This window comes from Intrasporangium mesophilum, assembly GCF_054783095.1.
In genome coordinates, this window is sequence record NZ_BAAGRF010000029.1 from 506,087 (window position 1) to 521,104 (window position 15,018).

At 68.8% G+C, this 15,018-nt stretch carries 15 protein-coding genes; 4 read left to right on the plus strand and 11 right to left on the minus strand.

Annotated elements, in window-relative coordinates:
• Positions 1 to 56: 56 nt before the first annotated feature.
• From ACYVLP_RS22165 to prfB, 5 genes are all read right to left on the minus strand, one after another.
• Positions 57 to 1,541 (minus strand): peptidoglycan DD-metalloendopeptidase family protein, encoded by a 1,485-nt coding sequence (locus tag ACYVLP_RS22165; protein ID WP_460629467.1) that lies wholly within the window; start codon positions 1,539 to 1,541, stop codon positions 57 to 59.
• Positions 1,542 to 1,728: 187 nt separating this feature from the next.
• Positions 1,729 to 2,634 carry a permease-like cell division protein FtsX gene (gene ftsX / locus ACYVLP_RS22170; protein WP_460629468.1) on the minus strand — a complete coding sequence of 302 codons (906 nt, stop codon included), beginning with the start codon at positions 2,632 to 2,634 and terminating at the stop codon, positions 1,729 to 1,731.
• A gap of 18 nt (positions 2,635 to 2,652) precedes the next feature.
• Complete coding sequence (ftsE, locus tag ACYVLP_RS22175; protein ID WP_460629469.1) at positions 2,653 to 3,555, minus strand: cell division ATP-binding protein FtsE; 903 nt, start codon at positions 3,553 to 3,555, stop codon at positions 2,653 to 2,655.
• Positions 3,556 to 3,724: 169 nt separating this feature from the next.
• Positions 3,725 to 4,327, minus strand: a complete 603-nt coding sequence (locus tag ACYVLP_RS22180) for a hypothetical protein (protein ID WP_460629470.1) — start codon at positions 4,325 to 4,327, stop codon at positions 3,725 to 3,727.
• A gap of 179 nt (positions 4,328 to 4,506) precedes the next feature.
• Entirely contained in the window at positions 4,507 to 5,619 is a 1,113-nt protein-coding gene (prfB, locus tag ACYVLP_RS22185) for a peptide chain release factor 2 (RefSeq protein ID WP_460629471.1), read from the minus strand.
• 200 nt (positions 5,620 to 5,819) lie between these two features.
• Between prfB and ACYVLP_RS22190 the strand changes: the two genes are divergently transcribed.
• Entirely contained in the window at positions 5,820 to 6,041 is a 222-nt protein-coding gene (locus ACYVLP_RS22190) for a hypothetical protein (RefSeq protein ID WP_460629472.1), read from the plus strand.
• A 77-nt stretch (positions 6,042 to 6,118) separates the two neighbouring features.
• Here the strand turns inward: ACYVLP_RS22190 and ACYVLP_RS22195 are convergent, their stop codons facing one another.
• Positions 6,119 to 6,583, minus strand: a complete 465-nt coding sequence (locus ACYVLP_RS22195) for a lamin tail domain-containing protein (protein WP_460629473.1) — start codon at positions 6,581 to 6,583, stop codon at positions 6,119 to 6,121.
• A 169-nt stretch (positions 6,584 to 6,752) separates the two neighbouring features.
• On the opposite strand from ACYVLP_RS22195, the gene ACYVLP_RS22200 reads away from it, so the two are divergent.
• Together ACYVLP_RS22200 and ACYVLP_RS22205 are read left to right on the plus strand one after the other, a co-directional pair.
• Positions 6,753 to 7,406 carry an O-methyltransferase gene (locus tag ACYVLP_RS22200; RefSeq protein WP_460629474.1) on the plus strand — a complete coding sequence of 218 codons (654 nt, stop codon included), beginning with the start codon at positions 6,753 to 6,755 and terminating at the stop codon, positions 7,404 to 7,406.
• Positions 7,407 to 7,615: 209 nt separating this feature from the next.
• Positions 7,616 to 7,834, plus strand: a complete 219-nt coding sequence (locus ACYVLP_RS22205; RefSeq protein WP_460629475.1) for a hypothetical protein — start codon at positions 7,616 to 7,618, stop codon at positions 7,832 to 7,834.
• Between the two features lie 67 nt (positions 7,835 to 7,901).
• On the opposite strand, the gene ACYVLP_RS22210 is transcribed toward ACYVLP_RS22205, so the two are convergent.
• Positions 7,902 to 8,585 (minus strand): Crp/Fnr family transcriptional regulator, encoded by a 684-nt coding sequence (locus tag ACYVLP_RS22210; RefSeq protein ID WP_460629476.1) that lies wholly within the window; start codon positions 8,583 to 8,585, stop codon positions 7,902 to 7,904.
• 135 nt (positions 8,586 to 8,720) lie between these two features.
• On the opposite strand from ACYVLP_RS22210, the gene ACYVLP_RS22215 reads away from it, so the two are divergent.
• Positions 8,721 to 8,924: a hypothetical protein gene (locus tag ACYVLP_RS22215; protein ID WP_460629477.1), complete on the plus strand. Its 204-nt coding sequence runs from the start codon at positions 8,721 to 8,723 to the stop codon at positions 8,922 to 8,924.
• 32 nt (positions 8,925 to 8,956) lie between these two features.
• On the opposite strand, the gene ACYVLP_RS22220 is transcribed toward ACYVLP_RS22215, so the two are convergent.
• Genes ACYVLP_RS22220 through ACYVLP_RS22235 form a run of 4 tightly spaced genes read right to left on the minus strand, consistent with a single transcriptional unit; the run spans position 8,957 to position 14,869 of the window.
• The gene (locus tag ACYVLP_RS22220) at positions 8,957 to 10,579 is read right to left on the minus strand and encodes a peptide ligase PGM1-related protein (protein ID WP_460629478.1); all 1,623 of its coding nucleotides are present in this window, start codon (positions 10,577 to 10,579) and stop codon (positions 8,957 to 8,959) included.
• A gap of 14 nt (positions 10,580 to 10,593) precedes the next feature.
• Positions 10,594 to 11,805 (minus strand): response regulator, encoded by a 1,212-nt coding sequence (locus ACYVLP_RS22225; protein ID WP_460629479.1) that lies wholly within the window; start codon positions 11,803 to 11,805, stop codon positions 10,594 to 10,596.
• Positions 11,802 to 12,191, minus strand: a complete 390-nt coding sequence (locus ACYVLP_RS22230; RefSeq protein ID WP_460629480.1) for a response regulator — start codon at positions 12,189 to 12,191, stop codon at positions 11,802 to 11,804. The genes ACYVLP_RS22225 and ACYVLP_RS22230 overlap by 4 nt, the downstream gene beginning before the upstream one ends.
• Positions 12,188 to 14,869, minus strand: a complete 2,682-nt coding sequence (locus ACYVLP_RS22235; protein WP_460629481.1) for a response regulator — start codon at positions 14,867 to 14,869, stop codon at positions 12,188 to 12,190. The genes ACYVLP_RS22230 and ACYVLP_RS22235 overlap by 4 nt, the downstream gene beginning before the upstream one ends.
• Positions 14,870 to 15,018: the final 149 nt, after the last annotated feature.

Below are 15,018 nucleotides of genomic sequence, written 5' to 3' on the forward strand. Positions count from 1 at the left end.
CAACCGTACCCCGAAGGCGTCGGCCTCTCAGAGCCAGTTTCGCGCGTCGCGCCGGGTCAGAGCCACTTCAGCGGGTTGACGGGGGTGCCGTCCTCGTACACGCCGAAGTGCAGGTGACAGCCGGTGGAGTACCCGGTCGTGCCGGAGTAGCCGATGAGCTGGCCGCGGTTCACGTGCCCGCCCCACTTGACGATGCTCGACAGGTGGTTGTAGGTCGTGACGAGGTCCACCCCCCGGTGGATGCCGTGGTCGATGACGACCTGGTTGCCCCACCCGCTCGCGCGCCAGCCGGCGCGGATGATGTCTCCCGGCGCGGCGGCATACACCGGCGTCCCGCAGGGGATGCCCCAGTCGAGCCCGTCGTGGAGCATCCACTTGTGCAGGATCGGGTGCCAGCGCATGCCGAAGCCCGAGGTGGTCGGCCCGTTCGCCGGGCGGCTCAGGTAGTTCGAAGGCGTCGAGTCGCCGGGCACCGACGGCGGGATCCTCGGGACGTAGACCTGCCCTTTCCTGCGGGCCGCGGCCGCCTTGGCCTGCTCGGCGCGGATCTTGGCGGCCCGCTCTGCCCGCAGCTTGGCCAGGCGCTGCTGCTCACGGATCTTGGCCTGGCGGGCGCGCTCGACGAGGATCGCCTGCAGCCGGGCCGACTCGGCCTGCGCGGCGGCGAGGTCCTCGGCCACGTTCTTTCGCTGCTGGGCGAGGTCGGCGGCTTGCGTCACCTGCTGCGTCTTGAGCTGCTGGAGCGACGTCTGGGCTGCGACCGCGTTGCCGGCCGCGGTCACCGCGTTGTTCTTCGCGACGATCGACTGGTTCTTGGCCTGGGTGGCTGCGGCGGACGCGGCTTCGGCGTTGCGCAGGGCCGCCTCGGCCTGGCGCTTCAGCTCGGCGATCTCGGCACGCACGGAGGTGAGGTAGGCGCGGGTCGAGACGTTGTCGGCTGTCATGGCCGCGAGCTTGTCGATGGTGTCGCTCGCGACCGCGCTGGCGGTGTCGGCCATGACGAGCCGGTTGGCGAAGTCCTCCGGCGACGTCGAGCCGAACACCAGCCCGAGCTGGGATTCCTGCCCTGAGCCCTGGAAGACCTCGGCGGCATACGAGTCGAGGGCGTCTTGGCTGCTGACCAGGTCCGATGAGCTCTTGGCCAGTCTCTCGGAGGCGCGCTGCTCGTTGGCCTGGGCGACCGCGAGCTTCTGGGCGACGTCCTCGTTGTGGGCGCGGGCCCGGGCCTCGGCGTCGATGGCGCGGGCCTCGGTGGCCTCGGCCTGGGCCTGAGCGGCCTGCGCCTGGGCCTGCGCGGCCTGCGCGGCCGAGACGCGCTGCTGCGCGACGGGGAGGGCTGCGTTCGTGCGCTCGAGCTTGACGTAGGCGCGAGCGAGGGCGGCGTTGGTGCCTTCGAGCTGCTGGCCCAGGGCGGCGATCCGGCGGTCGGCCTGCTTCTTCTGGTCAGACACGTTGTCGGCGCGTGCGCTCAGTGCGGCTCCGGCGGAGATGCTGCACAGCATGACGAGGCTCGCGGCCGTCAGCTTGGTCGCGAAAGACAACCTCTCTCTACGCCTCAGGAGCCACATATGTTCCATTGGTACCACAGGTCACGTGAGTTGGGGAGAGTTCCGGGCAAATCACCCGGATCTGCCAGCCTGCGTCGAGACGGCCACGACTGCGCCGAGTCGCGTGCGTCAGCGGTCGTTCGTCGAGTGGGCCCGGGGTGATGCCGCACAGCCGCCGCACTCAGACGCGCAGGTAGCGGCGCAGCGTGACCCAGGAGGTGACCGACGCGAGCACGATGACGCCCGCGATGATGAAGGGCGCCACGTAGTAGACGTCCGCGACCCCGATGAAGGCCGTGTCGGTGAGCGCTTGGGACAGGAAGCCCACGACGCCGTAGCGCACCGTCGCCCAGAGCATCACCATCGCGAGCACGGCCCCGGCGACACTGGCCAGGACGGTCTCCATCACGAACGGGAACCGGATCGTGAAGTTCGAGGCACCGACCAGTCGCATGATGCCGGTCTCACGGCGTCGGCTGAAGGCAGTCTGCCGGATCGTCGTCGAGATGAGCATGACCGCGGCGAGCACCATGAGCGACGACAGGGCGATGGCTGCCCAGGAGACGGTGTTCATGAAGGTGAAGAACTTCTCGAGAAGCTTCTTCTGGTCCTGCACGTCGGCCACTCCGGGCATGCCCTTGATCGAGCTGGCGACGACGTCGAACTTGTTGGGGTCGTTGAGGTTCACGCGGTAGGAGTCCGCGAAGTACGACTCTCCGGCGCGCGCGAGCGGTGAGTTCTTGTACGTGTCCTTGAACCGCGAGTACGCCTGGTCGCGGGTCTCGTAGAAGACCTCCCTGACCGTCGGCTTGAGCGCGTCGAGCTCGGACTTGATCGCCTGACGCTGCGCGTCCGTCGTCGGCTCGCCGGCGCAGTTCGTGTAGCGGGTCTTCTCGGCGCAGAGCAGGACGGTGACCTGGACGCGGTCGTACCAGTAGTCCTTCATCGTGTCGACCTGCCGCTGACCCATGAGGCCCAGGCCGAGGAGGTACATCGAGATCATCGTGACGATGACGACCGAGACGGCCATCGACAGGTTGCGCCGCAGGCCGTTGCCGATCTCGCCGAGGAGGAACTGGAGTCGCATGGGTGGGTCTCCTGGGGCTCAGCGGTGGCTCGGCTCGACGGCGTCGGTCTTGCGGATCCCGCCGCGTGGGCGTGGCAGGTCCGCGTCCCGCCCGATCGGGGGCAGCGCGTCAGGGTCGTCAGCGCCCTCAGCCCTTCCTCCGTCGCCGGAGTCGACGCCCTCGCCGTATGCCGGGTCGTGGCCACCGGACTGCCCACCGCCAGTTCCGTTGCCGTTCAAGCGAACTGGTGGGATCGACCCGGTGGTGTAGTCGCTGGCCTCGATGTCACTGACCATGACGCCGTTGTCGAGACGGATGACACGCTTGCGCATCGCGTCGACAGTGACAGTGTCGTGCGTGGCCATGACGACGGTCGTGCCGACGCGGTTGATGCGGTCGAGCAGCTGCACGATCTCGAGGCTCGTGTCGGGGTCGAGGTTGCCGGTCGGCTCGTCGGCGAGCAGGATCTGCGGCCGGTTGACGAAAGCGCGGGCGATCGCGACACGCTGCTGCTCGCCGCCCGAGAGCTGGTGCGGCAGGCGCTTCTCCATGCCTTCGAGGCCGACCAGCTCCAAGGTCTCGGGGACGATCTGGCGGATCCGGGCGCGGCTGCTGCCGAGCACCTGCAAGGCATAGGCGACGTTCTGGAAAACGGTCTTGTTGGGCAGCAGCCGGAAGTCCTGGAAGACGCAGCCGATCTCGCGGCGAAAGGCCGGCACCTTGCGGTCCGGGAGGCGGTCGAGCTCACGCCCCGCGACCAGGATCCGGCCGGAACTAGCGTCCTGCTCCCGCATGACGAGCTGCATCAGGGTGGACTTGCCGGATCCTGAGGTGCCGACGACGAAGACGAACTCGCCGCGCGACACCTCCAGGCTGACGTCGTCGAGCGCCGGACGGGTCGTCCGCGGGTAGGTCTTCGTGACGTTCTCGAAGAGGATCATGCGTCGGACCTCGCCTCGTACACGGGTGCGGCTGGTAGTGCTCTTGGGCTGGGACCCGGGCTGCCGGCATACGGCGTGGAAAGCACTGGATCGGCTACGAGGCTACGGCTCCGACTGGTGGTTACCGGGGGAATTCGGGCGCGTGGGCGTGGCGCGCCGCCGGTGGGCGTCAGCAGACGAGCGCGCTCAGCCCCTGAGATGACTCGCTGCCCGCGCGGAAGATCTTGCCCCAGCCCTGCGTGCAGAGCGCGGTGGTGCGGACCGGGGCGCTGTAGCTGGTCTGCTGACGGTTGGCGCTCGTCGAGAAGCCACGTGCCTCGGGCTCGCCGCGCACGACGACGCCGGAGTAGACCCGGTAGGCGAACCCGCGGTCGTGGTACTGGTCCCACACGAAGACCGACGAGAAGTTCATCCACGCCTGGCCGCGCGAGTCTGAGCACCACCCGATGAACTGGCGGACCGTGAAAGCCTGCATGCCCAGGTCGGACACGACCTTCTTGTCGCCGATCTGCGAGATGTGGCTGCAGGGCACGACGGCGGCCTCGACGGCGGGAGCGGCGATGGTTGCGGCGGTGGTTGCGGCGGTGGTTGCGGCGGTGGTTGCGGCAGTGGTTGCGGCAGTGGTTGCGGCGGTGGTTGCGGCGGTGGTTGCGGCAGTGGTTGCGGCAGCGGTTGCGGCGGTGGGGGCGGCCGCGGCAGGGGCGACGGCGAGACCGGCTGCGGCGCCGAGGGCAACGAGCGAGGTCAGGGTGCGGCGGAGCAGAGCAGACATGCGGCGAGTCCTTTCGGGGCGGTCGGAATGGTGCTTCCGACCGACACGAGGTCAGCGACCCGCCTCCCGCGGACCCCTGCTCGCCCCGGCCAACCCACCCGACGCGGTAGTTCCGCGCACAGGTCTACCGGGTCACGGGCCCGTTGTCCTGTTGGATTCGCTGGACCAGGCCGGGCTGCTCAGCCCTCGGACTTCTTTTGGGCGATCTGCCAGCGGATCCCGGCCTCGATGAACGCGTCGATGTCGCCGTCGAAGACCGCGGTCGGGTTGCCGGTCTCCTGCTCGGTGCGCAGGTCCTTGACCATCTGGTACGGGTTGAGCACGTAGGAGCGCATCTGGTCACCCCAGCTGGCCTTGATGTCGCCGGCGAGCTCCTTCTTCGCGGCGGCCTCCTCGGCCTTGCGCTGGACCAGCAGTCGCGACTGGAGCACTCGCAAGGCCGCGGCGCGGTTCTGGATCTGCGACTTCTCGTTCTGCATCGACACGACGATGCCGGTCGGGATGTGCGTCATCCGGACCGCGGAGTCCGTCGTGTTGACGCTCTGCCCGCCGGGGCCGGAGCTGCGGAAGACATCGACCTTGATCTCGTTCTCGGGGATGTCGATCGAGTCGTCGCTCTCGATGAGCGGGATGACCTCGACGGCGGCGAAGCTGGTCTGGCGGCGACCCTGGTTGTCGAAGGGGCTGATCCGCACGAGACGGTGCGTGCCGCCCTCGACGGCGAGGTGACCATAGGCGTAGGGGACGTTCACCTCGAAGGTCGCCGACTTGAGGCCGGCCTCCTCGGCGTAGGAGGTGTCCATGACCTTGGTCGCGTAGCCGTGACGCTCGGCCCAGCGGAGGTACATCCGCATCAGCATCTCGGCGAAGTCCGCGGCGTCGACGCCACCGGCGCCGGAACGGATGGTCACCACGGCCTCGCGGTCGTCGTACTCCCCCGACAGCAGGGTGCGGACCTCGAGCTCGCCGACGTCCTTGCGAAGCGACTGGAGCTCGCGCTCGGCCTCGTCGAGGGTGGCCTGGTCACTCTCCTCCTGGCCCATCTCGACGAGCACCTCGAGGTCGTCGATGCGGGCGTCCATTCCCACGACCCGGTCACGCTCGGAGTTCGCCCGGGACAGGGCACTGGTCACCTGCTGGGCCTTCTCGGGCTCGTCCCACAGGTTGGGCGCGGCTGCCTGCTGCTCCAGGTCGGCGATGGTCTTCCCGAGAGCGTCGAGGTCGGTGACGCCGCGCACGGAGTCCATCGTCGTGCGCAGTTCCTTGATCTCCTGGGTGAAGTCCACAGCCACGAGGGAACAGCCTACGGCAGCACGAGCGTATGCCGTGCACGCGCCGAGCGAGCCCGGTGCTGAGTGTGCCGCGCTCTGAGCGTGCGCCCGCTCTGCTGGGTATGTCGACTGATGCACCGGAGTCGCAGAAACAGTCGGGCGATCGCGCGACCCGGGGGCGCCGTCATCCGGGCGGCGCCGAGCCTCCACGAAAGGTGACCATGAGCGTCCGCACGAGTTCCCGAGTCAGCGTCGGCACTGTCGTCGTCCTTGTCTGGCTCCTCATCGGCGTCATCGCGGCATTCCAGCGCGGCTACTTCGGCTCGGCCTCACCGAGCTGCAGCCGCGTCGGCACGACCGCCGTCACGATCATCGCCGGTCCGCTCAACTATGTCGGCCTCAACCCGAAGATCGGTTGCACGACCCCGCAGCCATCCGGCTGATCCGGCTGACGCGACCGAGGGCCCGTCCGAATCGGACGGGCCCTCGGTCGTGTCTACGTCATGCCGGCCGCAGGCCTTCAGCAGTAGCGGTATCCGGCGCCCTTGGTCGTCCAGGCGCAGGTGTCCATGAGGCGTCCCGACGCGTTGCGCAGGTATGCCGTGTCACCCGTGTTGTTCCAGACGTACCAGGTCTTGTTGTAGTACCGGTGGGCCGTCGTGGCGGTGCCCTTGCCCGTGTGGATCGTGACGACCGCCCCGGCCTTGAGCGTGAACGTCGGGAACTTGTACGTGTAGCCCGTCTTGTCCTTCAGCGTCCAGCCGGTGATGACCCGGTTGGTGCGGGTCGTGTTCTTCAGGACGACGTACTCGGCATTGAGGCTCGCGTTGCTGCCCGTGTCGCTGCCCGGCGAGTCGTACTGGACCTTGTAGATCATGATCGCCGGCAGCACCGCACTCGCGCTCGGCGCGCTCGCGACGGCGAACGCGGACATGACTCCAGTGGCGACCGCCGCGGCGACGGCGGTCGTGAACTTCTTCTGCATCTGCTCTCCCGTGTGGTCGCGGGCCCCCCTGCGTGAGCCCCCGGCGACGGTATGCAGCCTTTGCAGAGTTTCGTGGCGTTTTGGGAAATTCTGTCCGCTGTCGAGTGGACGGACAGAGTGGCCGCCCTGTCACCTGCGCCGACCGCGCCAGGTGTCGTAGCGTCGAGGGGTGCGTAGCTTTCTGGTGACAGACCAGGTCCGCTCGTATGCCGTGGACCACAGCAGCTGGAGACCGGACGAGGTGATGCGTGGGCTGCGAGCCGAGACCGCCGCGCTCGGCGACCCGGCGACCATGCAGATCGGCGAGGACCAGGGCCAGCTGCTGACGATGCTGACGATGCTGGTCGGCGCCCGTCGGGCCGTCGAGGTCGGCACGTTCACCGGCTACTCCAGCCTGTGCATCGCCCGCGGTCTCGCCGACGGCGGGTCGCTGCTGTGCTGTGACATCAGCAAGGAGTGGACCGCGATCGGGGAACAGGCCTGGTCCGCCGCCGGGCTGGCCGACCGGATCGTGCTGCGCATCGGGCCGGCCCTGGACACGTTGCGGTCGCTGCCCGAGGACGATCTGTTCGACCTCGCATTCATCGACGCGGACAAGCCGGGCTACGTCGCGTACTGGAACGAGCTGGTGCCCCGGGTTCGCCCGGGCGGCCTGCTGCTCGCGGACAACGTGCTGTGGAGCGGGCGCATCGCCGACCCGGCCGACACGGACCGCAACACCGACGCGCTCCGCGCGTTCAACGACGTCGTCGCCACCGACGGCCGCGTCGAGGCTGTCGTGCTGACGGCATACGACGGCCTCACCATCGCTCGCCGCCGCTGACCCACACTCGGAACACGCGAGCACCCGACGGCGACATGCCGCAGCGTCGCTCGGCGTCGCGACGCGATCCGGCCGGGCGGCGACGCCGACGTGTCGCCTGGCCCTTGGGGAACATGCCCACTGTGTAGCCGCGGGCACAGACTGGCGTTCTCGATGGCGCCATCGTCGTGGTGATCAAGAAGTCCAACTCCTCCAGGAGGTCGATCCCCATGATCCCCACGACTTTTGGAAACAGCCCTGAACTGCTGCTGCAGGTGCTCGCGATGCAGAACGCCGAGGACATCGCACGGGCGCAGCGCGCGAGCTTTGCCCGGACCCAGCGGGCCAAGAAGCAGGGGCACGGACGCTGGGTCGGGGCCATCCGCTCCTGGACGCGCCGGTCACAGCATGCCTCGCGAAGCGAGAAGACTTCGCAGCGTATGGCCTAGCCGAGCCCTGGGGCAGCGCAGCCGTCGCCCCGACAGGTCGTCAACGGCTGCATGCCGGTCACTCCGCTCAGGCCCGGGCCGAGCCATCCGCAGCGGCGCGTAGCGCCGCTGCGTCGACCACGGTGATGGTGCCGCGTCCCAGCTTGACGATCCCGGCAGACTCCAGGCGACGCAGCACGCGATTGGCCGTGGGGCGCGTGACGCCCGCCAGCTCGGACAGCTCGGTCTGCGTGATCGGTAGCGGGAGCGCGCTGGGTCGGCCGCCATCCCGGGCGTAGAGGCCGAACAGGTCGACGAGCCGGCGCACGACGCGCAGGTCGGCGGGTGTGTGCAGAGCCTCCATGAGCGCCTCGGTAAGGCGTCCGACCCGTGCCGCCAGCAGCCGGGTCAGCAGGCGTGCCACGGATGGCTGCTCGGCGCACAGCCTCTCGAAGTCGCTGAACGTCAGGACGAGAGTCGTCGTCGGCTCGATCGCCTGGATCGTCGCTGTGCGCCGCCCGTCGCGCGCGAGCATGGCGAGCTCGCCGAACGCCTGCCCGGGCCCGATGACGGAGTACGCCACCCGGTCACCCTCGGCAGAGAAACGCTTAGCGACCACCCGGCCCTCGACGAGGAAGTGCAGGGCGTCCGCCGGGTCACCCTCGTGAAACACGACCTCGCCGGCGGCATACGTCCGCCGGCGCATCCGGGCCAGGACGCGCCGACGCTCCTCCGGCTCGAGGTCCGACAAGAGGCCGACGGCGATCGTCACGTGCCGGCACCTCCGCGGATCACGTGCCCAGGAGCACGGACGGTGTGTCGCCCAGCGCACAGACGCGGAGCTCGTGATGGGAGATCGTCGAAGTGGTCAGTGAAAGTCCTTGCGGCACAAGGGAAGGAGCCCACGATGAGCACCACGGAGAAGCCTCGGCATCGCACCGATCTCGCACACCACCACCCGCGCGTGAGCCGCGTGGCGTCCGGCCGACGCACCGGTTGGACGTGGGAGTGCAGCTGCGGAGGGACCTCAGGACGCGCGTCCGTCACACCCCTCACCTGGCACCAGGCCTTCGTCGGGGCCCTCATCCACTCGGCGTCGATCGCCCCGTGAGCCACGACGTCCAACCCGCGAGACATAGAGCATCACCGAGGCACGGGAAGGGGAGACAGGGAGTCTCGTGCCTCGGCGAGAAGCGCCGACTCCGCCCGGTCGAACAAATCCTGGGCGGAGTCAGGCATGTCCGCGATCGCGGTCATGCCGACCTGGCCGCACTCGGTGATGGAGCTGATCATGTGGAACACGACGCCCTCCTGGCGCGCATGGTCGTAGTGCAGGCCGGCCCGGGCAACCACATCGAAAAGGTCAGCGACCCGCAGGCCATGAAGCGACTCGGCCTCGAGGTGGTCGGTCGCGACGAGATACCGCACCGCCCCTGACGGCGTGACGAAACGTCCCTCGTCCGGCTCGTAGCGGCCGTCGGTCAGGAACTGAAGGGTGAGGAACGGGTGCGTCGTCCCGCCCCTGCGCAAGTTCACCTCGATGGCATGGGCCTCCCACTCCTGGCCATGCCGCACGACGACGAAGTCCAGGGCGAACCGTCCGATGACTCCCTTTCGCGCCAGCGCCATCCCCACGGCCTCCGCCGCGCGCGTGATGGTCACCGCGTATGCCGGATCGGCCGGGAAGCGCGCACCGAGGTACAGCTGACCGGTGGGGCCACCGAGGATCTGGTCGTGCGTCGAGAGGATCTCCAGCTCGCCGCTCGGCAGAAGACGCATCTGCACGCTGGGACTACGCACCTCGTCGCCGACGATCCGCTCTTCGACGATCCCGCCGCGCTCAGCCAGCTTGTCGAGGTACGCCCCGAGCGTTGCCGTGCTGTCCTCGAACGCCATCGCGCCGACGCGGTCCTCGACGCGTGCGCGGAGATCGTTGCCGTATGCCGGCGAGCTTCCTTGGCTGCCAGGCGTCCCCGCGTCGTCAGGTCCGTCGAGGCCACGCAGGTCGACCACGGCATTTCCGGATCCGGAGGCGCCCTCGTTGAGCTTCACCATGGCCCATTCGGCAAGCGGCCGCTGCGCGTGCAGGTCGACGAGGGCTTCGACGAGCTCGCCGACACGGTGGATGTCCTCGGCGCCGGCTGGGAACTGGACGCCTGCCTCGGCGAACAGCTGGCGGCAGCCGGACTTCGTGCCGAGGTGGAAGTGGCGAGGGTCGGCGGCATACATGGGGATGCCGAGCAAGAGCGCCAGGTCACGTTCACGCGTCGTGCTGGTGTACGGGATGAGGTGTGAACGGCTCCTGTCCGGCACCCGCGCCGAGATCTCGGCGAGCACCCGCGGACGCGCGAGCAGCTTGTCGGTCAACGGGATCGGTGACGAGTCCCCCACCGCGATGAGGGACAGGCGGGCCCGGGCGTGGCTCGGGATCACTCCCGACAGGAGCGACAGGTAGTACTCGATGATCTGGGGGTCGATCGGCATCGAGGTCACGTACACCATGCGCAGCCGTGGTTGGCGAAGGAGCAGCAGCAGGAACAGGAACCGTTCCTCGAGTGCCTGGTTCATTGCGGCGGCCCGGGGGCCTAGCCGGTCGACGGTCATCGACGGGACGACGACCACGGACTCTCCGGGCACGGCCCTGCCTTGCAGGCTCCACACGTCCGGAAGACGGGCCTGTAGCCGATCGAAGGCGTCGTACCTGCTCGCCTCGTCGAGGTCGGCGAGGGTGAGGGTTGAATCTGATTGCTGGACAGGCGTGCTCATGTGTGCTCCTTTGGTCACTCCCCCATGACCCCTGACTCCTCGGCCACCGGCTCATCGGCGAGCGGCTGGTCGACTTCCGAGTGGAGAGTCGCGAGCTCTCCGATCGGTGACTCCCCGATCACGGCGTGGACCTCGATGCGGCGCGCGAGGCCTCGGAGCTCGACAGCGCCGAGCGACTGCGTGGTGAAGCGGTCGCCCAGTGCACTGCGCACGCGTGGAGAGACAAGGATCTGACCCGCCTTTGCGGTGGAGCACAGACGCGCCGCCACGTTCGTCACCGTGCCGATGGCCGCGTAGTCCCAGCGCCCTTCAAACCCAACGCGTCCCAGCGTCGCGTAGCCCTGGGCGATGCCGACGCCGAAGCCCAGCTCGTGCCCGCGACCCTTCCAGGTCTGACCCAGCGCTGCGACGCGCCTGCGCATCTCGAGGGCCATGCTGACGGCTTGCTGCGGGGCGTCCGGACACGGCGCCGGGTCGTTGAAGAAGACCATCAGCCCGTCACCGGCGAAGTGTTCCAGCGTGCCTTCGTACTTGAAGACCAGCTCGCCGAGCGTTGCGTGGTACTCCCGGAGCACCGTCATGATCTCTTCGGGCTCCGACGTCTCGGCAAAGGCGGTGAAGCCGCGGAGGTCCGTGAAGACCGTGGTGATCTCACGACGGTGGCTGTCGAGGAAGGAGTCGTCGCCCGACTCGACGATGAGGCCCGCGATCTGGGGCGACAGGAAGCGGCGGAGCCGACCAAGCCGCTCGAGGTCTGCGACCTGCTCGGTGACTCGCGACTCCAGCTGCGCGTTCCACGCCTCCAGCGCGCTCGCCTGTTCGACGACGGTGTCGTGCAGCCGCTTCATTCGCGCGAGGGAGCGGACTCGGGCCAGGAGCTCAGCCTGGTCGAACGGCTTGGTGATGAAGTCGTCGGCGCCGACTTCGAGAGCCCGGAGTCTCTGCTGCTCCCCGCTGGCAGTCACCATGACGACCGGCAGCATCGCGGTGCGAGGGTCGGCCTTGATGCGGGCGCACGTCTCGTAGCCGTCGATGCCGGGCATGAGCACGTCGAGCAGGACGACATCGACCGTGCTGCCCTGGAGCACCTCCAGGGCCTGCTCTCCGGATGACGCCGACAGCACGGTGAACCCGCGTGGCTCCAGGACCGCGTGCATGAGCTTGACGTTCTGCGGCACGTCGTCGACGACGAGCACCCGGACCCCTTCGGCCATCGAGGTGCTCACGGTCCCGCGCCGTCGTCAGGCAGGTGCCGGCGCACCTGGTCCGGGAAGTCACGCACGCTGATCGGCTTCTCGAGGTATCCGTCGAAGCCCGACGAGATGACTCGCTCGCGGTCGCGAGCCATCGCGAAGGCCGTGAGCGCCACGACGGGGATGGCCGCGGTGGCGCGGTTGCCGCGGATCTGAGCCAGAGCGGCATACCCGTCGATACCGGGCAGCTGGATGTCCATCAGGATCAGGTCGGGCATGACGGATGAGGCAAGAGCCACGCCGTCCTCCCCTGAGCTGGCGACCGCGACGGTGAAGCCTGCGTACTCCAGGACGTCGCGGGCGAGCTTGAGGTTGCGCGGGTTGTCCTCGACGACCAGGACGAGGGGCCGGTCGGTCATGGGTCACCGCCCTCGGCGGGCCTGTCCGACTCAACCGCGGCGGACACCTCGGCGAGCCGGCGGGCGAGGCTCGCGAGGTCGATCCCGGCCTTCTCGACGACGAACGAGATCCGTCCTTCCAGGCGAGATCGGTCGTCGGGCGTGAGCGACTTCGCGGTGAGCACGACGATGGGCGGGCCGGTCGTCGTCGCGTCAGACCGGAGCTCGTCGATGACGGCGAAGCCGTCGACGTCGGGCATGAGCAGGTCCATGATCACGACGGAGGGGGCGATCGCGCGAACGAGGTCGGCTGCGTCGAGCCCGCCTGAGCACGTGTGAACCGTCCACCCGAGGGGTTCGAGCGTGCTCCGCACGAGCTTGAGCGCCAGAGGATCGTCGTCGACCACGACGACACTTCTGCCCTCCGGCACGCTGGCGCTGAGTGCCGGCGCCCTGGACTGTGTCAGCGCCCGGCTCACGGCTGCGAGCAGGTGCTCGCCGCGAACGGGCTTGACGAGGTATTCCGATGCGCCCAAGGCGAATCCGCGACCTCGCTCCGGTTCGACGCTGACGACGACCACGGGCACCGCCGCGGTGGTCGCGTCGGCCTTGAGCACGTCGAGCACTTCCCACCCCGTCATGCCGGGCAGGTGAATGTCCAGCACGACTGCGGCTGGTCCCAGCCGCCTCACGGCTTCGAGGCCGGCCTCGCCGGTGCCGACGCTGACGGCGTGGAGTCCCGCTGCGCGCAGGTGCAGCTCGACGAGCTCGGCCGATCGCGGGTCGTCCTCGATGACGACGACGGTGGGGCCCGTGTGCGACGGGTCGTCGGCCATCCACGACGCGTCCTGCGACGAGGGCTCGTGAATGGCCTGCGGGATCGTGAGGCCGAAGGTGCTCCCCTCGCCTGGGATGCTGCGGACCCAGAGCGTCCCCCCGTGCAGCTCGACGATGCGCTTGCTCAGCGTCAGACCGAGGCCCGTGCCCTCCGCCGTCGACGCAGAACGGCCGCCCTGCTGGAACGAGTCGAAGATCCGGCTCTGGTCCTCGCGCTCGATGCCGATGCCCGTGTCGGTGACCGTGACGGTGATGTCGCCCGCGTTTCGCACCGCGCGAACAGTGACCGAGCCGCCGTCTGGCGTGAACTTCACCGCGTTGCTGAGCAGGTTGACGATCACCTGCTTGAGCCGGAGCTCGTCAGCCCTGACCGAGCCGAGTCCGTCGGCGGTGTCGAGCGTGAGCTGGATCCCATGGACCGTCGCCCGCTCGCGCACGAGCGACAGTGCCTGGCCGAGGATGTCCAGGATCGGGAACGTCGTGACGTCCAGCTCCATGCGGCCGGCCTCGATCTTGGACAGGTCGAGGATGTCGCCGAGGAGTGCGAGCAGGTGATGGCCCGCGGCGTGGATGTCCTTGAGGTAGTCCTCCTGGCGCTCGTTGAGGTCGCCGAACATCCGCTCGAGGAGCACCTCGGAGAAGCCGATGACCGCATTGAGCGGGGTGCGCAGCTCGTGCGACATGCTCGCGAGGAACTCGGACTTGTGCTTGCTTGCCTCGGCCAGCTCGACGCTCTGCTGCTCCAGCTGCTGGTAGAGGCGCGCGTTCGTCAGCGCGACCGCGGACTGGCTGCCGAAGGCGGCGAGCAGGTCGCAGGTCTCGCCGCTGAACGAGCCGGTGCGCTTGCGGCGGACGACCAGCGCGCCAACTACGCGGTCGGGCCGGGTGAGCGGGATGGCGACCAGCGACTTCCAGCCCGACCCGTGCAGGACCTGCAGGTGTGCGTCGAGCTCGAACTGGTCCAGGTCCGGGATCTGGAGGACCTGCCGGGTTCGCGCCGCCCTGCCGACCCACGTGCGGTCGATGTGGATCTCCGCGGCATGCAGCGCCGTGACTACGTCCTGGCTGGTGCCGTAGACCGTCCGCACCCGGAAGAGTCCGCTCGCCTCGTCGTACTCCATGAGGGACCCGCCGTCCGTGCCGGACAGCTCGACGGCGTGCGTCACGATCGTGGTCAGCACCTCGTCAGGAACGAGGGTCGAGGTGATCGCGGCGCCGACCTCGGCGAGTGCCTCGAGCTGGTCGACCTTGCGGGCGAGCTCGGCGGACCGGTTCTCGAGCGCCGCGAAGAGGTCGACGTGACGGAGGGCCAGGGCGGCCTGCTCGGCGAAGGTGGCGAGGAGCCGCTCGTCCACATCGTCGAAGGGAGCGACCTGGTTGCGCCAGACCGAGATGGTCCCGACGACCTCGTCGCCCACGATCATCGGGGCGCCCATCATCGATCGGTACCCGCCCACCCGCTGGAAGTCGGACCGGCCGTACTCAGGGTCGGTGAGCACGTCGGGGATGTGTTGGATGGTGCGGTCGATGGAGACCCGTCCAACGAGGGTCCCACGGTCGCGCCTGAGGGGATGTGCCTGGACGAACTGCAGCAGCTCCTCGGACATCCCGCTCTGCCGGGCGAGGACGTACGTCTCACCCTTGACGAGGTAGATCTGCGCGACTGCGGCGTCGAGCAGACGGCGGGCGTTGTCCACGACCGCGTCGAAGACGCGACTGGGCTCGGAGGAGGAGCTCGTCAACACCTTGAGGATGTCGCTCGTGGCCCGGAACTGCTCCTTGACCTGTGCAAGGCGGGTTGCGAGCGCCGCCCTGCTCATCACGGCGACGCTGTCGTCACGGACCTCCTCGAACCCGACCATGCGAGTCCCCCATCACCTGTGTGAACGATGGATGCGTCCCTCGAAGTCTGCTCCGGTCGTATGGACGGTGGTCCCGAAACACCGAATCCCCACAGGAGGGTCCCCAGCCGCATGAGCCTGTGCTCGAAAGCGCCTTGGCCGGAGCCGCG